Raw genomic sequence first — 23,668 nt, 5'->3', positions numbered from 1 at the left:
TAGGGGCTTTTATGCATCTTTATAGGTTGTTTACTTCATCATTATTCGGGTGGCAGAAGTACGATTCTTCCCTCCTCCAACGTAACTTGGACTTTATTCGTATCTTTCACTCCTATTGATTCCAAGTAGTTTGAAGGAATTTGTAACCGGCCCGCTTGGTCCAGCACCGCATATTCGACGTGCGACTCTTCTTCCTGCTCTTCGATGCCATGGACTGCTTCAAGCAGTTCTTGATCGAACGATTTGCGCCTCACTATTTCCGAGGAAGTTTTCCCGTCTCGAATAGCTACTACGCGATCCACTTTTTTGGCAAGCAGCGGATCGTGCGTAACAATAACGACCGTGAGCCCCAGACTCCGGGTCAAATGCCGGAACAAATCCAGAATTTGATTGGCCATGTTCGTATCGACAGAGCCGGTTGGTTCATCGGCAAGCAAGAGCTTCGGATGGTTCGCCAGCGCAATAGCGATGGCAACACGCTGCTGTTCACCGCCAGAGAGTTGGTTCAGTCTGTTTTTCAGCCGATGGCTAAGGCCTACGGCTTCCAGCAGTTCCATGGCTCGTTCTCGCTTGCGCTTGCCCTGAAGTAAGATGGGCAACTCCACATTTTCCAATGCCGTCAAGTAAGGGATTAAATTTCGTGCATTGTTCTGCCATACGAAGCCTACCGTCTCTCGTTTGTAACTCACGATGTCCTTCTCTGACATGCCCAGCAAATCTTTGCCATCGACCCTTAGACTGCCAGCTGAGGGGCTGTCAAGCCCCCCAAGCATATTTAGCAGTGTCGACTTACCGCTTCCGCTGTTGCCGATAATAGCCATCAATTCACCAGCCTCCACGTGCAAGTCCAATCCTTGTAACGCAACTACCTCCAAATCGGCAATTTTATAAATTTTGACCAGATTTTCACAATGGATCATCCTAATCCTCCCCTAACTTAACAGCTTGATGAATTCGGATTCGGGACACGAAAGACCCGAGTACTCCCAATCCAATTGCGATCATCATCGTGACGATCCAGTACAGCCGAACTTGATCACGAGGATCAAATGTAACTTTGAATGGCGGTACCTGCGTTTTCGGATCGAATGACAATTCAAATAAAGGTACGAACAAATGACTCGCCAAGTTACCGGTCAGAATTCCAATGAGAATCGCCGCACCTGAGATCAAGATTTGCTCACCAATAAGCATCAGAATCAACTGGAAAAAGGAAATGCCCATCGCTCTCAAAATGCCGAACTGAAGCGTCCGAGCGAATAAAGAGAGAACCCAATATAACAGGAAGCCAAAAAAGCAAATAAAGATCGATATCAGAAACCCGAGCGTCATCACACCATTAATGGCCATCTGGAAGGGATCCTTGATCGACTTAATCAGTTCCTGTTTGGCATCCCTCAAAGACTCTATCTCATAGCCATGATCAACGATGGCTTGATATACCGCTTGACTGCTAGCCTCTGGTTTCAGCTTCAACCAAACCTCATAGGGTTCCAGCGCAAGATTGTTTTGAATATACGGAAGTTGGCCGATCACAAGATTTGGCTTCTTAATTTTCGTAGTGGACCCCTGCTTCGTTGTGGTTGTCACTGTGTCATTCACACCGGGGTTTGGATTCCAAGACGGCCAATAATCAATCACCCCGTACACGGTAAATTGGGCACCTTCTACGCCTTCCCAGCCAAGAGTCATGGTGTCGCCAGGTTTCAAGCCGTATTCTTCCGCCATTGATTTGGAAATTAAAACAGCAGACGGGTTGCGAGCGATCAAATTTAAGTAATCATTGATATGATGGTCAAGTAAACGATCACGCATCCATGCGGTTTCACCAAATTGCTTGCTTTCGATTCCCATAAGTTGTATATTTTCAGTTGTTTTTCCCCGAGTGTAAATCGCATCCTTTTTATTAAACACCTTTGCGGCGTGTTCCACACCATTAAGCTGAGTAAACGGTAGGAATGACGGCTCTGTATATTGCGTCTTATGCGGAGCATCGGAATCAGCATTGGAATCAGCTGATTCCTCTTCGGATTCTTCCATTAAACCGGTCAAAATAGCCGGAGGGGCGTCATTCTCCCAACGGATTTGCATCGTGATATCGGCACCCGCGGAGTAATGGATTTTATCACCTGTATTCTTGTTGATCGTACGGGTAGCACTGGCACTGAATAGGCCTGTGGCAATTGTGATAATCAGAAAAACCATAATAAATTGATATTGAATGGTCGAACGGCTGACTTGTATCAGTGTGCTGTAAAGGGAAGGTGGCCACCAGCGTCTGCCGACCTTAAACACCAAACGCATAAACCAAGGGTAAAATCGAAGAATGAACAGACCCATACCCAATATAAAAAGTGCAGGAATGAGAAACAACAGCGGATCTACCTTTAAATCGCCGGATTTTAAGCCAAGCGACAGCAGCTCTTTGATACGCGTTTTATAATTATTCAAGCCGTAAAGGGCTATCCCAATCAACATGACATCTATGAAATATTTATGCCAAAAAGAGCTTTTCTCCTGTCTTGCCGACTGTTGTTTTTGCCCAACAATCGTTACCCTCATGGCAAGGAATACCGGAATCAGCGTCATCACAAGTGAGCTTGCGACAGCAATTAACCCGTACAGGAAAGCATCCCGGTTCAATTCAACCTCAAGCTTAGCCCGCTGTACGAATTCAAGAAACCCGCTCGAAGCACCCAATAGTTTAGTCAAAAAAGCACCGAAATACGGTCCGATGAAGAAAGCAATTGTGCCGAGCACTAAGCCCTCCACGACATAACTGAAAATGATTTGCAAGCGACTAGCTCCACGACTGCGTAATACGGCGATTTCCGTTTTCTGGCGTTCCGTGATCAAGTTTGCAACCATGTACAAGTAAAAGGCGAGCATGAGCATAACTGGCACATTTAACGACCAGAGCATGAGCCTTAGATTGGCTTCTTTTACGTAATAGGCACCCAAAGTTTGTAAGGCAGGAGCATTCGTATTGTGAGTTTCGTAACGTTTCTCCATATGAGCCGTGATCGTGCGATGAGCATCAATGAAATCGTTCGTGGATACCAGCGACATTTTGCTATAATCAAGGGCCAAATACCAATAGCTAGACTGAATAGTTAGTTTGCTTCCTGCTGTGAACTCTTTTTCAAATAAATCAAAATTGATCAGAAAGCTATTTTTATAGCTGCTTGGAATGTTATACCAGAATAGATCCGTGTAATCCTTACGATCGAATACGCCTACTGGCTTGACGTAAACCGGTTGTTTCATATTCTCATCTTGGATTGTAAAAACGGTATTCAGCACCATGCCAAGTTCTGTCAAAGCTTCTTTTACAACAAGCGCTTCATACACCCCATTAACCGGCTCTTTCTCCGGTAGACGTCCGTCCACTAGCCGAATGTGTTCCTCCATGCCATCAATGGCAGAGAAATCCGCTGACCGCTGTATGTGTATATCAACTTTGTCTGGTTCGGCCGGAGTAAGACCATATCGCTCTGTCGACCTTTCACGGACGAGCTGCTGGACAGGAAGGCCAAAGCGATGACTGGCTTTGTTCAGAAATTCATCGGTTTCAGAAATTTTTTCGTTCTTTTGCTTATCTTCTGGAACCAAATTTGCTGACAACCAATAGATGCCGGGATACTGACTGCTAGAGGTTTGCAATTGCTGCAGCTCCTGAATCAGTAATCTTTGCAAGATTGCGTTTGTATATATCGGCATCGTGCTCGTTAGAGCCACAGATAACACCAATCCGAATAGCAGGCTAAGCTCCAGCCATTTATTATTGATCATTTTGCGCAAGATCATGATAAATAATGCCAATCTCTTAACCTCCTAATTATTCAAAATAATCTTCTGCCCTACGGTAATACCTTTGCGTATTTCCACTTCCCTTGCCGCAACGATCCCTTTCTCCACATCGATCTCTTTCCTGCTTTCTCCTTCCATAACCTGTACATAGTCGCGTCCCATGTAGCTGCGCAGCCCCGCTCTAGGGATGACCAACACATTCTCTCTCTTTTCCGTCACTATGGCGATGTCTGCTTGGGAACCAATCGTCACTTCTGCCGGTAGTCCCTGTACGTTAATAAAGAGTGACTTCGAGTTCTTATCCTGTACCGTTTTATTATCGCTTATCGGAGCGGTCATTGGCGTTTGAACGACCTTCCCTACATACGTCTTATCTTTTATTTTCACATTGACATCCATGTTTATTTCAACGCCAACCAAATCGTTCTGACTGGAGGCCGTATAAACGAGTTTCATCTTATTCGGGTCTGAGATTGTCACTAGTTGTTTATACGCCGATACTTGATCGCCCAGTTTCATCGGTTCAATGTAAGTTACGATGCCGTCAACCGTTGCAACGAGAGTCGTTCTCTCCAATTGACTCCGCAGCGATTTCAACTGAATTTGAGCGCTTTCATAATCAAGCATTTTCAAACGAACAGCTGGATCATCGCCACCCTTATCCGCTATTTCTTGGGCCATTGAAATTTTGATCTTTTCGAGCGTAATTTCCTGCAACCGAATTTTCATTTCCAAATCGCCTGTTTCTGTTGAAGCTACGACATCGCCTGCATGTACTTTATCTCCTAATTTCACACTGAATGACGTCAATCTACCGCCGGATTCTTTATAAAATAAGTAATCCATTTGATCCGATGCAAACGTCGCCACTCCCGTAATTTGCTTAGCGATATTGGCGTTCTTCACCTCAAAAAGTGTTAAGGATTCGGTGAGAGGTTGAACAAGCGGCGGTTTCAATTCTGGTTCTTCAATCGGCAGCAAAGAGCAGCCTGCCAAGGTACCAGCTATGCACCATGTTCCAAGCACCGAGAACAGGATTTTGCTAAGCTTCTTCGACAATTTGACCATCCTCCAATGTGTATACATGATCGGCAACGCTCATTATTGAGGGATCATGAGTCGTCATAATGATGGTCATCCCCTCGTGTTGAACCAAATCCTTAAATACCTTCATCACTTGAAGCCCCATCTTACTGTCCAGTTCTGCCGTCGGCTCGTCCGCCAGGATCAATGAGGGCTTGTGAGCAATCGCTCTCGCAATGGCAACCCGCTGCTGCTCTCCCCCGGACATCTCAAAGGGCCGATGTTTCATTCTTGCTTTCAACCCTACGAATTCTAGCGCCCTTTCCGCGTATTCCTTATAAAGTGCGGACGGAATGCCCGCAATTCTTAAACCGAACTCCACATTCTCGTAAGCTGTCATCAATGGAACCAGAGCAAAGGATTGGAAAATCAATCCCATGTGTTCACGTCTCAGCTCATTGCGTTTCTTCTCTGTGAATCCACTGATTTCGGCATCATGAAAGTACACTTTGCCTTCCGTTGGCCTATCAAGAGCACCAAGCATATTCATTAACGTTGTTTTGCCGGATCCAGACCGACCTTTGAGAGCAACTAACTGCTTTCCCGGGATCGATAGGTAGGCTCCTTTCAATGCGTGAACAGCGGTAGAACCTCGTCCGAACACCCTCGTAACCCCTTCTACCCTTATAAGAGCTTTGGTGTTTTGTTGCTGTTGCTCGATCATCATGCGTAGTCACACTCCTAATATACAGGTCTGTCTATAACAAAGAGGAAACATGAATGTTTCCTCTTTGTGAGTGTTTTCAAAGATTCAATTATTCAAAAGCAATATTCTCAATTTTCGCTTCACCAAAACCATTATCCCATGCACTGACATCGACATTGAAATAAACAGGGCCCGTATATCCTCCTGGTAAGTCGATAGCTGTTTCATACTCAAAATCACTGCTGTCATTTTTCGTAATGTTGAATAAATCGCCTTCATAAGTAGCTACGGTTACCGTAATATTAGCGTCTCTTTCAACATAGTACGACCAACCAAATGTAATTCGGGAAATGTTTTCAACATAAGTTTCACCTCTGGATATACCCGAACAATTCTCTTTATTACTGTAACCAGCTACCGTGGTGTAACCGTCACCGACATCAGCCGAAGAATAACAATGATTATAAGTAGAATCACTGCTTGATAAGGTATTCGTCCATTTTATATTAGGGTTTATTTGTGCAATCGCTGACTGAGTTAAGAAAAACAATGAACAGATCACGGAAAGCATGCTAAAAAGTTTTATCTGCTTCATTTAAATCACTCCCTTCTGAGAATTCATGTGATATGTTAGGAAAAAACTCCAGTCCATAAACTGGAGTTTTCATTCTTAGAAAGGATTTTAACCGTTTTGCAGCGTCCATAAAAAGAGAGCATCCATAAGCTTCCAAGCATCGTCAGTGATCTCTTCATTCTCCCCAGTGAAGAAGAAGTACGATATTCGCGCTTTAACGGCATACCCGTTGTCAGCTTTCGTGCCTTTATCATAGTAATAGATAGTCCCCTTCGTCTTGTCGCCGGGAACGGTGGCAATCACTTTCGCTTCCTTACCCATAATTCCGTAACCAAATGCCCTTTTTGGGTCAGCTTCTTTAAATACATCCACATTACCGGATAAACCGCTTGCTACTTTATGTTTACTGTCAACAATGCTAATCGATTTTCCATTTGCAAATTCCGCATTTTCTTCGATTGATGATAGACCAAGATAGTACATTCCGTGGTTTTTACCATATAAAGTCGGAATCGCGACATCTTTCATGACTCCGCCTTTTAAATACTTGGAGTTAATGGTTGGACTGATGTAGATCAAATCATATCCTTCCAATTTTTCTGGTGTGAGTTTTCTTTCACTTAAATAAGTGACCCTAAATCCAAGGGCTTTCAACCGATCGCCAACCATCGTATCATCTGTAGGAAGTGGAACGGATTCCCTTCCGATAATCACCACTTTTTTACCTTGCGCCGAAATTTCACCAGCAGGTGTAGTCGGTGTGTCGGGCTTAGTCGTCGGTGTACCCGGATCAGTCGTAGCATCTGCCTCAACCAGATTCTTCGCTTCATAGCTTGCAAGCGCCAACATTTTTCTTGTAGCCGATTTCGAACCGCTAAATTTACCGTCTTCTTGATTCGTCATAAGTTTCTTTTCGAGCGCAAGTGCGACATATCCTTTTGCCCAATCGTCTACAGTGTTGTCCGAAACAGGCGTGGCTTTTTTAGCATCTTCCTCCAAACCGAGACCTCGTATGAGGAACGCCGCGAGCTCTTGACGTGACACTGCGCCAGACGGCTTATACGTTTTCCCCTCTGCGTCGTATCCGTTTGTTAGCCCTGCTTTCTTCAGTGCCTCAATATAAGGAAGTGCATAAGAATTGGCGGGATCATCAGAACGAACATCCGTAAATGTTGAGCTTTTAAGCGTTTCATCAATGGTCAATTTAAAAATAATGCCGGCTACTTTAGCAAACTGAGCGCGATTCATTTCGGCATCCAAACCGAATGTATCTTCGGTCAATCCGTTAAAAACGCCGCCTTTAATCAGTGAATCCAATTTGTCCTTCACGTCTTGCGGCAGATCCTTCAAATCCTTGAAATCATCCACGGATTTAACGGCAGGAGTGTCGGCCGAATCGGTACCCTCTGCAAAAGCCAATGGAAGCAAAGTGAATGATAAAAGAAGAACCATTAATAGGGTTGATATAAGTTTTTTCAAACAGATCACCATCCAATATTAGATTAATAAAGAAACGAGCTTGCGGTCAGGTAAGTAAATAACAGGTATTACTTTACACGACTTACTTTTCACCTCCTCATCAAGGGCATCTTCGCACTATACATACCTTAATACGAAAAGATGAATCGATTATAGGGGCTTTTACTCATGTTTATAGGTCTTTAAGAGGTTGATTATTTCTTGATAGATTTATCGAGTGCAGCCTTTTCAGCCTTGTTTGTTTCAATTCCTTTCGTTGATTGTTCTTCAATCATGCGCAGTGCCGTTACAGAGTCCTTGGACTCTTTGAAAATCAAAGGTCCGAATACGTTCTGCATCGGAACGTCGTACCAGGCTAAACCTGCTGCGCGTGCCGCCGGAGGCAAAGCGGTTTTGCCATGGAAAATAGCTTTCGTGTTCTTGCCTCTCATTTGCGTCAAATTTTGGCCAAACGCTTCTTGGACTGCTTTGCTTTCCAAAGGCACGATGACACCTTCTTTTGCCAAATCGACTTGATGCTCTTCGGAGAGAATTGCGGCCATAACCTGGAAAGCTTGATCTTTTTTCGTCGATTGCTTCGTTATGTACATGGCATACAGGTTCGGTTGATACCTAGTATCCGGAACATCACTAAACGAAGGTGCCGACACGACATCGAAGTTCAAGTTTTTGTTTTGCTCATGGAACGAAACAATATGGTCCACTGTTGCCACAGCCATAGCAATATTTCCTTTCGTCGCGAAAGTTTCGACGGTGTCAAACTGATTGGCGGGTATATCATAGAAACGTCTCAAGTTGTCTACAATTTTTTTCCACTCCGGCGTGTTCAAGCTTGCCTTGTCTTCCGTTTGGCTAAGCGGCGAGACAGAAAGCTGATTGTAGTTCATATAATGACCAGGGTTTTGAGAATACCCTTTATATGTGATTTCGCCTTCCACACGTGTCAGCTTCTTGGCCAGCTCGTAAGCTTCATCGTAGGTCATCCCGTCCTTCGGATAGTCGACGCCAAATTTGTCAAAAATGTCTTTGTTATAGAATAGAACGAAATCGTTATTATTGAATGGCAGACCATATAACTTCCCATCCGGCGTCATATTTCTCATCTGGGCCATATGGGCCGGATTTAATTGGTTTGTATCGAAGTTATACTTTTTGATCAAATCGCTGATATCATACTGAAGATCGTTATCTATAATATATCTTTGCGCATTCATACGAGTGTTATCAAGAATAATGTCCGGGATGGTGCCAGCCGCAATTAGGTCCTGATATTGTCTGCCCGGATTATCCCAGTGCACATGCTTAATCGTCATATCTGGAAATTTCTTTTTAAGAAATTGACCGATTTGTTTGTCAAAATTTTCTTCTTTTGCATAAAAGGAAGGCCAAACCGTGTAAATAAACAATTCATTTTCAGGCGATTTGTTCGTCGGTTTGTTGGCTGTAGTAACAGGATTTGATTCAAGACCACTTTCACAGCCTGTTATTAGTGTGAGCAATGCAACGATAAACAAGGTGCTCTTTACATATTTATTCACTGTGTTTAGTACCTCCAATGATGAATAATTGTCCTATACATTGCTCCAACACTATTAGCCATTTTGCAAAGTCCACAGGACGATATTGTCCCAAAGCTTCCATCCTGCGTCAGTAGAATTATCCTGCATCCCGTTACTCCAATAGTAGAATGATAACCGAGCTTTAGTCGTGTATCCGTTATCGGCTTTTGAGCCTTTATCGTAATAATAGAGCGCAGCCTTCGTCTTATCTCCCGGGATCGTTGCAATCACTTTCGCTTCCTTGCCCACTATTCCGTAACTAACACCGTAACCAGTGTCAGCTTCTTTATACACGTCCACTGTGCCTGATAAGCCACCTGCAACTTTATGCTTGCTATCAACGATGTCGATCGATTTAATTTTTTTAACCGTGGCTCCTTCCTCAAGCGAGGATAAGCCCAGATAGAACATACCATGGCTTTTCACATAGACGGTTGGAATCGCGACATCTTTCATGACGCCACCCTTCAAAAACTTAGAGTTCACCGTTTGACTGAAATAGAGCAAGTCATAACCTTTGGTTTCATCGGCAGTGAAATCTTTATCGCCAAGCTTCGTAACAATGAAGCCCATGCCCTTCAAACGATCGGCCATAACAACATCTTCCGCAGGCACAGGAACTTGCTCCCGTCCAACAAAGAGCACTTTTTTCCCCTTTGGTGAAATTTCAGGCTGCTGTGATGGCTCGGGTTGTGTCGCTGCTGGTGTAGATGTCGCTGAAGATTTGGGAGAATCCTTAGGTACAGGTGTTGCCGATGCCTTGGACGAATCTGTAGTTGCAGGGGTTACTGTGGTTTTGGAAGCGTCCGTAGGTGCAGGAGTTACCGAAACCACTGAAGTAGCTATTGGTGTTGGTGCCGTAGAAGCCATGGAAGAATCCGTAGGCGCTGCCGATATCGTAGGTACTGGCGATATCGATGTGGTAGCTAATACTGTGACTTTTGGCGAGACGCTCGCCTCAGGATTTCCTTCGGATGATGAGCAGCCGATCACGGTCATTGTCATCAAAGCGATGACGAGCAGGATGAGAAAACGTTTCATTAACTAATTCCCCCTAAGTTCTTGATTCAATCCCATCGGATACGATCTTACTTGGCAGCTTTCTCAGTTTGAATACCTTTAGTCGATTGCTTCGTGAAATAAGATACTTCTTCATAGCTCGCCTCCATTATTCGCCATGTAAACGCTTCTATTTTGTTACAAAAATGAAGCGAGAACCGGCAACTTTCGTTTGGCATTCTTGTATATCCTTACTTTATTACTAATTAATTGCGCTTACATTAGGGGTGGAGTTCCATTTTATAGGTTGTTTGTTGCATCTTTTCCTACGGTGATCATCCCTATTGATATTGACTTGTTCCGCCATCCTTCTGAATCACTTTCGTTTCTTCTATTGCTTTGTTCATGGCATCATTGGTCATACGCAGTGCCGTTTGGCTATCTTTGGATTCTTCCGCAATTAAATTCCACACCATATCCGTATTCGAGTCGATGAAGGTCAAGCCAGGTTTACGAAGAGCAGGCTTAGCACTGTTTAAATAAAAGAGCGACTGGAGATGCTTTCCTTTCCACTCCTGAATGCCTTGCCCGAATACCTGTTGAACCGCCGGGTCTATTAGAGTAGAAATGATTCCTTGTTTGGACAGCTCGATTTGAAACTCTGTCGACAGAAGATAAGCGATGACCTGAAACGCCAGATCCTTCTTTTTAGATTGATTCGTTATAAACATACCGTTCGTGTTGGGCTGAAATTTAGTCTTAGGCGCCTCCGGAAAAACAGGAATGGAAGAAACATCGAAGTTTAAGCTTTTGTTCTCGTTAACCAGTCTCACCGCATTTTCCAAAGAGTCCACAATCATCGCAATATTGCCCTTAGAGAAGGCATTCGTTTTGACTAACTGATTGCCGGGAATATCATAGAATCGCCTGATATTATCTACACTCTTCACCCATTTATCTGATACCATGGAAGCCTTGTCTTCGTTTGGGTCGAGTCCAGGTTCCGATAGCTGGTTAAACTTCAAATAATGGGCAGGATTCATCTGAAAACCTTTATACGTAATTTCACCCTCTTGTCGCGTCAGCTTTTTAGCCATCTCATAAGTTTCATCCCATGTCATGCCATCCTTCGGATATTCCACTCCGAATTTATCAAAAATATCTTTGTTATAAAACAGCACCCATTCGTTCGAGTTAAAGGGCAGCGAATAAAGTTTTCCGTCCGATGTATTTATGGAATGCTGCATGTCTGCCGGGTTCAGTTTGTTCGTATCAAAATTGTATTTTTTAATCAAATCGGTCATGTCGTATTGCATTTCGAATCTTCGAACCTGCCTGTACGTGTTGCGGCGTACTTCATCAAATACAATATCGGGAATAGTGCCTGCTGCAATCAAGTCCTCATACCGTCTGCCCGGACTATTCCAATGGACATGCTTGACGTTAATATCTGGGAACTTCTTTTTGATAAATTGACCGATTTGCTTTTCAAAAATTTCTTCTTTGACGTAAAATGCAGGCCAAGCCGTATAGATGAACAATTCGTTCTCCGGCGATTCCGTTGATTTGTTGGCTACCGGAGTTTGATCAGAACTTACAGGTTCTGACTTACAGCTCGTCAAGATTAAACATGCCAGCACAAAAAATAAGGATGAAAATAGATACTTTATCATTCTTTATCGAACCTCCTTTAAGATTCTCGCTTTCACGGAAGCGCTTACTAAGTAACTTTATTAGGAATGAATCGTGCTTTCATTAGGGGATCGTTCATTTTTATAGGTTATTTGTTGCATCATTTCGTATGATGAAAATGAAGAAAAGGCCTCTCCTGAGCGGAGAAGCCTTTTGCATGTGTTCCTCATAGATCAAGTATCACTTGCTGCCAATCGCCCATTTTACGGCAGCATCGAAGAGCTTCCAGCCATCGTCGGTCTGGTTTATTTCTTCTCCGTTTACCAAATAAAAGTACACTTGACGTGCCGGCACTGGTTCGTTATTCAAGTTGTTGACGCCCTTCTCAAACGCGCAAATAACGGCTCTTTGGTCATCATCGGGAGCTGAGGCAACAATGACACCTTCCTTGCTAGGAACGACGAATCCGATCTTCCCATCTAGCTTATAGATGTCCACATTGCCCTTTAACCCAGCTGCCATCGGATGATTGCCTGCTTTGATCGTAACGCTCTTACCGGAGTAATCGCCATTATCAAAGTCAGTCGATTTACCCGACAAAGCCACATCTCCTATATTTTGAGATTCGGCATAAATGACGGGTATCGGAGAAGCAATCAACTTGTTGCTAACTCGACCAGAGTTGACGGTTGAGCTAACAAAAACCAGAGCATATTTCAGCGCTTCGTCGGCGGTAAGTTCTTTGTCCGTAGTCACCGCGACTTCAAATCCGAGTGCTTTCAAATGTTTAATTGTAATGGCATCACCACCGCTCTCTCTGCCAACAAAGAGCGCTTTTTTGCTTTTACCAGACACTTTGGTAGCATTTCCCCCCTGGCTCGCATCAGGACTTCCCTGTGTTGTTACTGTGCAAGCCGTAGCGAAAATCAGGATCACAGCAATAATGAGAAGGCTCAATATTCGTTTCAAGAGATATCACTCCTTTGCTGTAAAAAGCTACTTTTTCCCCATGGCCCAACGAACGGCTGCATCGAATAGCTTCCAACCGCTTTCGGTTTGATTGATTTCTTCCCCATTGAACAAATAGAAGAACACTTCGCGCGCGACTACGGGCTGGTCCTTTGCGTTTTTCACGCCTTTCTCGTAGGCGAAAATGGTTGCTTTCTGCTCCTCGTTTGGTACCGTAGCCACTACAATAGCCTCTGCACCTGGGGTGGCAAAACCCATCTTCCCGTTAGCCTTATAGACGTCAACTTGGTTCTCTAGCCCTGCTGCAAGTTGATGCTTACTGTCTTTGATTTGAATTGTTTTGGCCACGTTCCCTGCATCCAATTTACCGAATCCATCCGTACCCGTCATTCCTGTATCGGAGGTTGATTGAGGCTCGGCATAAATGACGGGTACGGCAGTCTTTACGAACGTGTCGCGGATTTTACCGGAATTAACGGATTCGCTGACATAGATTAACGTATAATCATTCGCTTTTGCTGCAGCAACCTCTTTGTCTGATATGACCGTGACTTCTAAGCCATGCACTTCTTTTAAGCGCTTGGTAACGATGGCATCTCCGCCGCTGTCTCTTCCGATAAAAAGAACTTTTTTCCCGTTACTTTGCGTTTTGTTCGGAGCTGTTGATGGATTGGTCACGGAATCCATATTGACCGGAGCCGATGTACAAGCCATTAGCGCCATAAACAGCATTAAGACAGTGATCATGTTCACTAAACGTTTCATGAATCAAATCCCCTTTGCCAAAATAATAGTAAACGCTTAATCATTACTTTTTTCCGTTTTGTGCAGCCCACTGAATGGAGGCGTCCAAAAGCTTCCACCCCTCATCGTTCTGGTTCATTTCTTGCCCGGCGGGTAAATAGAAAAACACCTGACGAGCCGGGATGGGTTCATTTTTGATGTTTTTCGCTCCCTTTTCATACCCGAAAATAACGGCTTTCTTATCGTCGCCCTGCGCCGTTGCAATAATAACCGCTTCTTTGCCCGGAATTGCATACCCCATTTTTCCATTGCTGTTATAAACAGTTACCTGATCCTTCAATCCTGCTGCAAGTGGATGTTTGCTGTCTTTAATTTGTATGGCTTTCACATCATTCAATTCCCCGTAATCCAGAATTCCCGTCAAACCGGCAATGCTGACCGATTGAGTCTTGGCATAGACAACGGGAACCGTGGAATTCTTCAGTTTGGCATCTATTCTGGAGGAGTTGACGGAATCGCTAATAAACACGACGCCATAGCCGTTCGCTGCTTCCGCTTTAAAGACACTGTCCGTTGTATCCATGATTTGATAGCCAAGCTTCTTCAGATGACTAATGATAATGGGATCATTGCTGCCTTCATTCTTTTTGACATAAAGCAATTTTTTGGCATTTGAGGGTGCAGTGGCCGTTTCCGTCGATGAACATGCCATCATAGAAATCATAAATACGGCGATAACGCATAAGGCAATAACTCGTTTCATTTTCCATAATCCTCCTTTAGCTGCATTGTACTACTCTACCAAGCCTGTTCTTTCCACACCCTCAACGAACCAGCGCTGCGTGAATGTATACAAAAGCATCGGCGGAATGATCATCATGAACGTGGTAGCCATTCTGATCGCTTCGTCATTAACCGACGGTCCATATTGTTCGGCTTGCTGCCGCAGCGCAGAGGCTATACGTGAGATACCCATTGAGAGAGGTGCTGTTTCGATATCGGACAAATACATGCTCGGCAAATAGAAGTCATTCCAGGTCCATACGAAGGAAAACAAAAATACGACGAGAATAGCAGGTTTGGCAAGCGGCATCATAACCTTGTAAAATATTTTAAACACATTGGCCCCATCAATTCTGGCTGCTTCCTCCAGTTCCTTCGGTTGGGTGGAGAAAAATTGACGATAAATGATGACGAACAGTGCCCCCTTTAAACCTAGGCCGAAAAATGCGGGCACAATAATGGGGTAAATCGTATTCAGAAGACCTAATTCCCTAGCATAAATGATATTCGGCAAGATGGTAACCTGCATTGGGACAATAAATGTCAGCAGCAATAGAAAAAACATCAGCCTCTTAAAAGGGACTTTCAATCTTGCGAAGGCATAACCGGTCACAGCACAGGAAAGCGTTTGCAGGATGGCCACGGAAAGAGAGAGTGTCAAGCTGATGGTGAAAGCTTTCGGATATTTCAACCAAGCCCAAGCTTCCTGGAGGTTTCCAAGGTAGATCGTCCGTGGAAACCAGTTAACGGAAGGATCCAGCAAATCATCTGCGTTTTTGACCATCGTCGTTATCATATGGAGGATAGGCTTCAGATAAATGTAGGCTGTATCCAGTAATATTAAATAAATAAAAAATTTAAACAGCATTCCTTTATCCGCTTCTCTGCCAATAATCATATAGCGGGCTTTATTTAACCAAAGCAGAAACGAATCCGAATGCTCTTTTTTGATTTTTAATCCGATCATAGCTTCACCCCAACAATAAGTTTTTTGTTGTTTAAACGTTAAACAGTCTCCCTTTGCGACTTTGTTACCCTGCTGAAGATGATGAAAATAATCGCCAGGAAGAAGCTGATGATAAGGAAATAAATCCAAATTAACGCGCTGTACGACCCATATTCACTTTCTCTAACCTTTCCTAAAATAGGATTCGTCGGGAAAGTAAATAAGTCGACGACGGTATAGATCATATTAAGGAAAATAAATGGCGTCATCGCTGGAAGTGTAATTTTCCAGAACGTTTCCCAAGGACCCGCGCCGTCAATTCGCGCCGCTTCATAGGCTGAATTCGAAATGGTCTGTCTGCCACCAAGGAAAATCAAGATTTGTACGCCTGAATACCACAGAATCAATACGAACGAGTCGAGAATCTTGATGAGTGGCCCAGACCATGTCGACGATAGATTAGCACTAATGAGGCCGGAAACATTGTACTTCGACATAAAACCCAAGTCCCCCTCACCTTGCGTCAGGAATTCCGCTACAACTTGACCCGTCGCTAAGATAACTGGAAGAAAGAATATCGCGCGAAAAAATGTCCGGCCGGCAAATTTTTGATTCAGAATGATGGCGATCATCAAGGCGAATAGGACGATAATCGGGATCATAAACAAGGCTTGCCGGAGAAACGGCAATAAATCGTTGTACAGCAGTTGTCCGTTCTCAAAAAGAATATACCGGTAATTCGTCCAAGCAATATACTCGGTTGTCGTTTTCGTAGCCGTTATCGTCACTTTTTGAAAGCTCATATACAAGGAAAAGCCAATTGGGAACGCCATGAAAATTAGAAAGCCAATAAACCAAGGGGCAATAAAGAGCGCACCCTCCAAATATTCGACTAGGGACGAATTTAGTCTCATCTTTCTTTTCATCGGCTTGCCCCTCCTCGAATCACAACGAAGTTTTGTGCTGGAACGTCAAGATCGCCGCTGCGGTACGGCTCCAAATTATAGTTCACAATGACCCGTGTACCATTCTCGTAGGTTGTTTGCTTTACACCTGGGGCCAGCGTCTTGTGATCGGCAATAAACTGATCTTGTACACCACCGAGCGCTTCGTTGTATCGTTTATACTGCTCCACGGCGAAAGTCTCCCAATAGGGAAAATAGGTATTGTAGTATCGAATGCCGAAAGAATTCACATATTTTTTCGATTCCGCCCGTGTGAAAATGAAGGATGGCTCTGCGCCATATTCAATATCACGCAAAAAGTCGTGTACGTCTTCTTGCCGGTTATTCACATATTCCGATGAATAAGTGACTAAACCGTGGGTAGCAATCTGAACGAAAGGAACGGCTTCGTCGGTAAATAAATCATAGGAATGATCGTAAACCAGCGTTTGAATATAATTCATATGAGGCAGCGAATACAGATTGGCATATTTCCCTTGTACGCCGCCTAATGATTCTTTTATCGTTTTTAGAATTCGCTCCTGAACATCCCGAGCTTCATCTCTGGTCGAACCGAACCCCGAATTATAGTCGCTGAACAGTCTTTGTCCGAGTATGTTAACAGCAATTCCGTCAGCACCTATCGCTTTATATGCATTCAGATCTTTCTTAACCATTTCTTCTGCAAATTTATAGCTGACCGCTGGTGTTCGTTCTCTGTTATATAAAGTACTTACCGTTTGATTTCGCCCGGCCAAATTGACGATGGCGTGATATTTTTCGTCGAAACCCGATGCCCCTGTGTTATTCAAAGCATATTCGGCCTCTAAATAAACCGGCAAACCGTAACTGTGGGCATTGTCAATAAATGCTTTCATTCCTTTATCGCCACCGATACGGGAATCAACCGGAAACGTGTTCCCAAAGGCGCTGTAGCCCCCCTTCTGCCAACCTTTAAACGTAAGCGACATATTGGTTATGCCTTTGTCATGTAAAGAATTGACCATTTGAGTGGCTTCGTCCGTCGTGGTCAAATTAAGATATCGCGAGGTGACTAAGCCGTCTTCTTGATCCGCCCCGATGAAGTTTACATGCATCGGTATATTGGGATTGCTGACTGTGACGGGCTTCGCCCCCTTTTCCTTCATCAGATATTGGCGGTACGTTTGAGCCATACCTACATAGTCTGATTTTTGGCTGTCTAATAGGTAGTAACGTACAATACGGTCACTGCCGAATACTTCTTCTCGGTTATAATCGATATACCCCCATGAATCAGGGACATTCGTATTTCTCGTTGTAAACTGCAAGAAGCTCGATCGGAAATTCATTTGAGCGGTCACCCAGTTATAGTTGCTGAGCACCCCTGCCGGCGCTGCAACGATGTTGGCGTATTCGTCTCCGTCGTGAACGATGGCCACAAACCCTTTGGTACCCGTCTTCATACCGAATACCGGCATCACAATTTTGTTGCGATTGTTGCTAAGACCCGCGAAAGTGTTATCTTGACCGTATACAGCTTCATCGTATATCTTGTTGACGTTCAGCTGATTATCCTTAAACCGCACCAATGCTCCAGCGCCGTCTGGTATGAACATATATCCTTCCTGTCCGGAAACGGTATATTCAGCTCCGAAGAATGGAAACAACCTAGCCCAGACGAGACCCATATTCGCTTCCTTGACGCCTTCGCGTATAATCTTCGTCTCTACATAATCGTTTTCGATTTTCACCTCAATCGGGATCGTAAATCCGGTTGCAGGCAGTTCATACACCAATGAAAAACCGCCCGGAATCAATTTTATCTCTTTGACCCGTCCCCCATCCGCTGCCAAGTTTGTTTCCTTCGCTTGCAGGATGTTTTTCGAGAAATCGACATATTGAACCATTAGCGGTGAGGCCAAATGCTTTTTCCAGGTCTCCGAGATCTTTTCCTTATCCCAATATTCCGGATTTGGAAAAGAACGATAGACATTTGCATTCCGTTTGTCTTCCACGATAAAATGGCCGGTTTTTTCATCCATTTTTAAACGCAGCAGATCCGTTTCGGCGACATTTTTAAAGTCGCTCTCTTTAGGCAATTGGGCGGTGACACTATTGACAGCAGCTGCTGAACTTTCTATCTTCGCCGGTAAGGGTACGCGATTTTCCGGAGCTTTGAACTCGATTTTGACATTAACCACGACCAAGAAGATGGCGACCAAGAGCAGGATGGTAACGACTGCTGCGGTTTTCCCCCGTTTGATTATCCCTATCATCTCAAGATCACCTCCTGGTACATTTCATAGATTAATGATGCCAAATCGTTGGTCAATCCGGTTGTAATAAAGATGAGAACACCAATGACCAACATGGTGCAAAGCGTAAATACGATGTTCAATGCGGTTTCACCTACGCTGTAATTATGAATCCACTGAATTTTCCAGAATATCAATAAACCGATCCATACAATCATCCCTTGTGCCACATAATGGTAAATAGTAGACTCGGACATCGTCATGATATTCGAAATGAAGGCAAGCGGAATACCAATAACCATGTACGGTACGAGCGCATAAGCACTTCCGATAAAAATATCTCTAAACCTGCCCTCTCCTCGATAAATGGAGCTCACGAGATAGTTGGCAATGACCCACGCAATCCAAACAATGAAAAACTGTGTAAATATCGAATAAATATCGACATGGATCGAAGAGTCAAAGGAAAAGCTGGTAACAAGCCTTTTGATCACCAGGGAAGCATACACGCAAAGTAAGATGATAATCGCACTCAAGTAGCTGCCTTTTCCTTCATAGCGTATGGCGATAAACCCATCTATCGGGTGTTTCATCATGTAAAATACATGCTTGAAGTTCATTAGGAAGCTGTGATGTATCCGCCTCCTATTGCGCCATTTATCTCGAAACCTGCTTTTGGAGGTCCATTTATTGATCAACATGTATAAAATTCCGCTGAATAACAAAAGGCTCGCAATCCAGGAGAAATTCTGTTGTAACCATTTCATCCTGATTTGCCAAAAGGCGTCAGAGTACCCTTCCTGGTTCCCAGCTTCTTTAAACAGCTTTTTCGCTTCTTCGTACTGTTCTTTTGTAAAAGCCGCTTGAGCCAATCCCATAATGGCTGGAGTGAATTGGGCATTCATACGAAGAACATCCTGCCACGATTTTTCACTGTCCTCGTAATAACCCGCTAGAGTCTGTTGGTTGGCTTGATCCACTTTTTGGCCAAACTCCGATAAACGGAATACTTGAACGATATTTTCCTGATCGTCCAAAACGAACAATTCATTCCTGGCATTCACATCGAGTGCCACAGGGCTTTTCAAGAGACCTACTTGAGACGATCCGACAGCTGAAGCGCCGCCCCAAAAGTACAATAAATTGCCAGATGCATCATAATGACTAATATATTTAAATTGCGAATCGACCACGATCATGTTGCCGCTTTGGTCAACGGCCACATCAATCAGCTGCGGACCTGAGGTTATCGGGCCTATCGGAACATCCCCGGGAACGACTTCCCCGAATGTTTTATTGGAGCTGCGAAGTAAATTATTCCCTTTAATATTTAATTTCTTTAATTGGTCGCTTTTGGCCATACCGCCCGTGACCGTATAGATATAACCATTCTTATCCGTAGCGACACTGTTGATCGTCTCCGGTCTCTTTGCGACCTCATTGGCATACATTTTCTTGGTGTATAACATGCGCTTTAAAGCGTCTAACGGAGAAAGAGCCGTTTTGTTTGCGCCAAAAAAGCCCTGAAATTTACCTTTCGGGTCAAGCAGCACGATCCCCTCGTAACCGCCATGCACCGCAATGTACAGGAATCCCCGTTCGTCCACCATCACTTTTGCCGGATCGAAGACGAACGTCGCTGGGATGTATTTGGAGTCCGGTCGTTTAAATTCGGTTTGCATCTTCCCATTTTTGTCCAGCTTAATCACTCTTTTGTTCCCCGTATCCGCGATATAGATGTCGCCTTCTTTGGTGACAAATATGCCTTCGGGTTTGTTGAGCGGGCTTTCCGGGAGCGTCAGATATCGCAGCAGTTGTCCCTTTTCGGTCATATGGACAATCCGATTGTTGCCCGTATCAACGATGTAGACTTCGTTCTTCGCATCGATAAAGATGTCTTTTGGATTTCGCAACGGTGAGGGCGTTTTAACATTTGGCTGCTTAGGATCCGTTGTATACAGATCCTCCCCGATTACATCCAGTGGAAAATAAGCCGGTTGAAGCCATATCTGATTGTTGTAACTATCCTTTGTATAGGTCGAATATTTCACTTCGGCGTGCGTAGTTGCAGGCAACAGCGCGGTGCACAAGATGATCAAGGAAAGGAAAAGCCTCCACCTGTGGCATCTTATTTTCATGCTCAAACCTCCATTTCTGTCTCTTCATTCAATCAGATACGGTAGAGCTTGATTTGGTCAAACAAACCGTATGAGCGCAGCTTATAATCCGGCGTGTACTCGTCGCCTTCTTTGCGGAAAGATGCCCAATTGGTCGTCGACGTATCACCAGCCGTATGATGAAAAGGACCTAGCATGTTGCGCGGACTTCCCATGACTTCGATTTCTATCCGGTTATCTCCAACGTGAAGATACTCCGTCAAGTCGAGGCGGTTCGCGGCCCGCCAAGGCACATGCCCCGCCGTTCTGCCGTTTACCCGAACTTCAACCGTTACCGCGGAATATTCACCAAGCCCCAGAACCGTCCTCCTCTTCGCATTGTTCTCCACGATGACGTCGAATTGGTAGATCATGCTGCCGCAGTAATGGAAATAACCTTGCAAGCACCAGTCTCCGAACTTCAGTGTTTCAGGCTCCGCCACAACCGCCCTGTCGGCATCGACCCCGAAATCGCCGATCAGGTAAATATCCTCCACTTCCAAGTGGTTATGGTATTGGCAAGATAAAAGCAGCTCATTCTCTCCTTCCTTTAGTCCGTGAAGAAGCACCTTATCAAACGTTCGATCGAGAAACCAACCGACAGGAAGATTCGAAATCGTTTCGCCATTGAGCTGAATGTCGTAATATTCCGCAGATTCTACGACGAGATAAACGTCAGTCGTTGGCATGACCGATACCTGGAATGAGAATCTGAACAATGCTGACGTACCGTTCTCCGGATGCGGCTCGTCAATCCATTTATACCTTTGCTCAAGCCCATTGTAATAAACCTGTCTCATGCCTAAGGCATCCCGAATGGCTCTTTGAGCTTGCCATACACCGGTTTCTTCCGACCAATTGCCATCCCCTAATCGGTATGAGCAGGTGTCCAAAGTCAATACGTTAGGCATCATGCGTGTGAATCGACAGTCTGGACCAAGCTCCACAACCGTCACAGAACTCTCATCCGCAATACTCCGTCCTAGTACGGGGTGGCTTTCTACCGCTTTATTTGCATTCATTATATATAGCTTGGAATCTGCAGGACCGAACACGTCCTCGAAATGAACGTACCCGTCACGGACGACGATCTGCACGTCCTTCGCTTCTCCTGTCAGCGCATTCCATTCTTCCACGCTGCCGGTGCCCTCCATGGTTATGCTAATCCGATGCGTACCCTGTCGATCGTTATTCACGACAAACAATGCGCGACAATCGCCTATTTCTCTCAGCATATACAACATCTCGTGCGCTTCAATCGATTGCGTGTTCGTTAAGCTAACTCGCCGAGGCAGGATGCGTTCCAGAGCTAACACCGCATCTTCGATGTTCATGACGACGGTCATGTTCGCATGTTCGTAAAGTTCGGATAGCAGGCCCGTCGGTCTACCCTCGATCATCGTCGGTCGGGATCCTACGGCAATTACTTTTCCCCCTGCCTTCAGAAAGTCTGACAGCAGCCGAAAGGTGCTGCTTAACATCGTCTGGATGGCCGGAATGACTACGATAGGATACTCCACCAGATTCACGGCCAGGTTCCCCCCGTGTATTTCCCCCGTTTCCGCCAAAATGATCTCATCGCCGAGATCGAAATCATAATGCGCCCTGAGCAGTTTGCCTAGAAACGCATTAAATTCGTGGCCAAACGTATTGGTTGCGGAGACGTCCCTATCCTTTCCTCGAGCTGGGAAGCCGTACGGTCCCGTACCGACCATGCTCCAAGCGGTTGAAGAAGGATGCAGGACGAGCACATCGCGGATTGGCCTGCCTTCCGTCAATACCGACGACAATCTGGCAAAATAATCTTCCATCACATGATTGTATTTCCACCAGCTCGTGTTGTAGTTAAACACGGGGGGATAATCTCTCTTCCGACAGCCTTTGATCGAATAAAGCGCCAAATGCTGTGACCTCAAATTAACACCTAGCACATATTGAAAATCTCCCACCCACTTTTGTCCCTCGAAGGTGAACGCCCAGCCGGTGCATCCATATGTTTCGGAGAGAACGAACTTTCTACCGTATTGGTTCGCTACACTTGTGCATTGCTTGACCGTGATGTATTCGTTCGTCTGCTCGGTTAACATATCGATACCCGGAACCTGCTGATACCGGTAGTTAGGCATAACCGCTCCACATACGCGGGTGGCCGTGCCCATATTATTTTCCCAGAGATAATGGCCAGTGAAGTCAATACCGTTGATCTCACACCATTCACCTAGCTGCTTGGAATACGACTCGCTGAATCTTTCAGTGAGCGTCCACCAGTAATCATGACGGGCTTGGGAGGAATATTCTCCATTAAAATACATGTAGGGTATGACATCCAAGAGATCGTATCCCCGTCTTTCTTGGAAAAAGTCAGGAAATGACCAACTCCACGGAAGCCAACCGCGACCTGCAGTAAACTTGCAGTGACTATCGTGCACACTAGGTTCATCTGTGAATACGCCACGGATAGTTTTCCCGAAATGGTCCCCCACCTCTTTCTTGTAGGCTTCATAGGTGATATCAATAAACGCCTGTACCGTCTCCGGATTCAAATTATCAGGCGGCGATTCGTTATTGAACCACGCACTTCGCTCGGAAATTTCTACGCGGAAAACCAATAGTACTTCATCTTCATTCAACGCGATATATTTGCCATCATGCAGTCTCTCACAGCGGACCAAGTTCCTTTCGTTGATAACGGCCTTAAACAGCGCCACGCTATCTGTCAAATCGTCCGAACCGATCTGCTGGCATACTTCCATCGTCAAACCTTTGGCGCGGAATGCGTCCCCGCCTCTGTCTTGCACAAGTCCTCCAGCGAAGCCGGATGGCCAGCGATCCTCGTCGTACAGCCATACATGCATACCGAGCTCTTCAGCGGTTTCCACCGTCTTCCGGGTGTATGCCATCCACTCACGTCCCATGTATTCGGTTTCCAATCCATCTCGAGAATGAATGAAAAATCCGCCCATTCCCTGTTCCTTCATTTGGTTCACTTGACGGACCAGCTCTTCTTCTTCTAGACGATCGTTCCATGCCCAGAACGGCACCGACCTGTATTCGACCGATGGATGGTCGAATTTTTCACGTAAATATTCACTTATTTCCATCGGCAT

At 44.9% G+C, this 23,668-nt stretch carries 18 protein-coding genes; all 18 read right to left on the bottom strand.

What is annotated here, in order from left to right; translation table 11 throughout:
- Positions 1-41 precede the first annotated feature (41 nt).
- Entirely contained in the window at positions 42-920 is an 879-nt protein-coding gene (locus ASD40_RS13470; protein ID WP_057303781.1) for an ABC transporter ATP-binding protein, read from the bottom strand.
- A 1-nt stretch (position 921) separates the two neighbouring features.
- Positions 922-3,822: an ABC transporter permease gene (locus tag ASD40_RS13465; RefSeq protein ID WP_057303780.1), complete on the bottom strand. Its 2,901-nt coding sequence runs from the start codon at positions 3,820-3,822 to the stop codon at positions 922-924.
- 12 nt (positions 3,823-3,834) lie between these two features.
- Positions 3,835-4,878 carry an efflux RND transporter periplasmic adaptor subunit gene (locus ASD40_RS13460; protein ID WP_057303779.1) on the bottom strand — a complete coding sequence of 348 codons (1,044 nt, stop codon included), beginning with the start codon at positions 4,876-4,878 and terminating at the stop codon, positions 3,835-3,837.
- Positions 4,853-5,560 carry an ABC transporter ATP-binding protein gene (locus ASD40_RS13455; RefSeq protein WP_057303778.1) on the bottom strand — a complete coding sequence of 236 codons (708 nt, stop codon included), beginning with the start codon at positions 5,558-5,560 and terminating at the stop codon, positions 4,853-4,855. Before ASD40_RS13455 ends, ASD40_RS13460 begins: the two co-directional genes overlap by 26 nt.
- Before the next feature lie 88 nt (positions 5,561-5,648).
- Positions 5,649-6,134, bottom strand: coding sequence for a hypothetical protein (locus ASD40_RS13450; RefSeq protein ID WP_057303777.1), 486 nt, complete (start codon positions 6,132-6,134; stop codon positions 5,649-5,651).
- A gap of 87 nt (positions 6,135-6,221) precedes the next feature.
- The gene (locus ASD40_RS13445; RefSeq protein ID WP_057303776.1) at positions 6,222-7,592 is read right to left on the bottom strand and encodes an S-layer homology domain-containing protein; all 1,371 of its coding nucleotides are present in this window, start codon (positions 7,590-7,592) and stop codon (positions 6,222-6,224) included.
- A gap of 194 nt (positions 7,593-7,786) precedes the next feature.
- Positions 7,787-9,130 (bottom strand): ABC transporter substrate-binding protein, encoded by a 1,344-nt coding sequence (locus tag ASD40_RS13440; RefSeq protein ID WP_082562215.1) that lies wholly within the window; start codon positions 9,128-9,130, stop codon positions 7,787-7,789.
- A gap of 54 nt (positions 9,131-9,184) precedes the next feature.
- Positions 9,185-10,192, bottom strand: a complete 1,008-nt coding sequence (locus tag ASD40_RS13435) for a hypothetical protein (RefSeq protein WP_057303775.1) — start codon at positions 10,190-10,192, stop codon at positions 9,185-9,187.
- 47 nt (positions 10,193-10,239) lie between these two features.
- The gene (locus ASD40_RS37175; RefSeq protein WP_156389997.1) at positions 10,240-10,389 is read right to left on the bottom strand and encodes a hypothetical protein; all 150 of its coding nucleotides are present in this window, start codon (positions 10,387-10,389) and stop codon (positions 10,240-10,242) included.
- A 102-nt stretch (positions 10,390-10,491) separates the two neighbouring features.
- Positions 10,492-11,823 (bottom strand): ABC transporter substrate-binding protein, encoded by a 1,332-nt coding sequence (locus ASD40_RS13430; protein WP_057303774.1) that lies wholly within the window; start codon positions 11,821-11,823, stop codon positions 10,492-10,494.
- Positions 11,824-12,022: 199 nt separating this feature from the next.
- On the bottom strand, positions 12,023-12,751 hold the full coding sequence (locus ASD40_RS13425; RefSeq protein WP_057303773.1) for a hypothetical protein: 729 nt from the start codon (positions 12,749-12,751) through the stop codon (positions 12,023-12,025).
- A 27-nt stretch (positions 12,752-12,778) separates the two neighbouring features.
- Entirely contained in the window at positions 12,779-13,516 is a 738-nt protein-coding gene (locus ASD40_RS13420; protein WP_200957408.1) for a hypothetical protein, read from the bottom strand.
- 43 nt (positions 13,517-13,559) lie between these two features.
- On the bottom strand, positions 13,560-14,258 hold the full coding sequence (locus ASD40_RS13415; RefSeq protein ID WP_057303772.1) for a hypothetical protein: 699 nt from the start codon (positions 14,256-14,258) through the stop codon (positions 13,560-13,562).
- Between the two features lie 30 nt (positions 14,259-14,288).
- The gene (locus ASD40_RS13410) at positions 14,289-15,245 is read right to left on the bottom strand and encodes a carbohydrate ABC transporter permease (protein ID WP_057303771.1); all 957 of its coding nucleotides are present in this window, start codon (positions 15,243-15,245) and stop codon (positions 14,289-14,291) included.
- 38 nt (positions 15,246-15,283) lie between these two features.
- The gene (locus ASD40_RS13405) at positions 15,284-16,150 is read right to left on the bottom strand and encodes a carbohydrate ABC transporter permease (protein ID WP_057303770.1); all 867 of its coding nucleotides are present in this window, start codon (positions 16,148-16,150) and stop codon (positions 15,284-15,286) included.
- Positions 16,147-18,426 carry a DUF5696 domain-containing protein gene (locus ASD40_RS13400; protein ID WP_057303769.1) on the bottom strand — a complete coding sequence of 760 codons (2,280 nt, stop codon included), beginning with the start codon at positions 18,424-18,426 and terminating at the stop codon, positions 16,147-16,149. Before ASD40_RS13400 ends, ASD40_RS13405 begins: the two co-directional genes overlap by 4 nt.
- Complete coding sequence (locus ASD40_RS13395; RefSeq protein ID WP_057303768.1) at positions 18,423-20,543, bottom strand: YIP1 family protein; 2,121 nt, start codon at positions 20,541-20,543, stop codon at positions 18,423-18,425. Before ASD40_RS13395 ends, ASD40_RS13400 begins: the two co-directional genes overlap by 4 nt.
- Before the next feature lie 32 nt (positions 20,544-20,575).
- Entirely contained in the window at positions 20,576-23,662 is a 3,087-nt protein-coding gene (locus tag ASD40_RS13390; protein ID WP_057303767.1) for a glycosyl hydrolase, read from the bottom strand.
- Between the last annotated feature and the right edge of the window lie 6 nt (positions 23,663-23,668).

This window comes from Paenibacillus sp. Root444D2, from assembly GCF_001426375.1.
In the GTDB taxonomy this organism is placed as follows: Bacteria; Bacillota; Bacilli; order Paenibacillales; family NBRC-103111; genus Paenibacillus_E.
This window is presented reverse-complemented; position numbering and strand designations above follow the sequence as displayed.

Bases quoted from the DNA above. Each gene is read 5' to 3' on its own strand.
- ASD40_RS13455 (WP_057303778.1), bottom strand. From the start codon at position 5,560: ATGATGATCGAGCAACAGCAACAAAACACCAAAGCTCTTATAAGGGTA.
- ASD40_RS13390 (WP_057303767.1), bottom strand. From the start codon at position 23,662: ATGGAAATAAGTGAATATTTACGTGAAAAATTCGACCATCCATCGGTC.
- ASD40_RS13450 (WP_057303777.1), bottom strand. From the start codon at position 6,134: ATGAAGCAGATAAAACTTTTTAGCATGCTTTCCGTGATCTGTTCATTG.
- ASD40_RS37175 (WP_156389997.1), bottom strand. From the start codon at position 10,389: ATGCCAAACGAAAGTTGCCGGTTCTCGCTTCATTTTTGTAACAAAATA.
- ASD40_RS13405 (WP_057303770.1), bottom strand. From the start codon at position 16,150: ATGAAAAGAAAGATGAGACTAAATTCGTCCCTAGTCGAATATTTGGAG.
- ASD40_RS13410 (WP_057303771.1), bottom strand. From the start codon at position 15,245: ATGATCGGATTAAAAATCAAAAAAGAGCATTCGGATTCGTTTCTGCTT.
- ASD40_RS13415 (WP_057303772.1), bottom strand. From the start codon at position 14,258: ATGAAACGAGTTATTGCCTTATGCGTTATCGCCGTATTTATGATTTCT.
- ASD40_RS13400 (WP_057303769.1), bottom strand. From the start codon at position 18,426: ATGATAGGGATAATCAAACGGGGGAAAACCGCAGCAGTCGTTACCATC.
- ASD40_RS13435 (WP_057303775.1), bottom strand. From the start codon at position 10,192: ATGAAACGTTTTCTCATCCTGCTCGTCATCGCTTTGATGACAATGACC.
- ASD40_RS13470 (WP_057303781.1), bottom strand. From the start codon at position 920: ATGATCCATTGTGAAAATCTGGTCAAAATTTATAAAATTGCCGATTTG.
- ASD40_RS13395 (WP_057303768.1), bottom strand. From the start codon at position 20,543: ATGAAAATAAGATGCCACAGGTGGAGGCTTTTCCTTTCCTTGATCATC.
- ASD40_RS13420 (WP_200957408.1), bottom strand. From the start codon at position 13,516: ATGAAACGTTTAGTGAACATGATCACTGTCTTAATGCTGTTTATGGCG.
- ASD40_RS13430 (WP_057303774.1), bottom strand. From the start codon at position 11,823: ATGATAAAGTATCTATTTTCATCCTTATTTTTTGTGCTGGCATGTTTA.
- ASD40_RS13460 (WP_057303779.1), bottom strand. From the start codon at position 4,878: ATGGTCAAATTGTCGAAGAAGCTTAGCAAAATCCTGTTCTCGGTGCTT.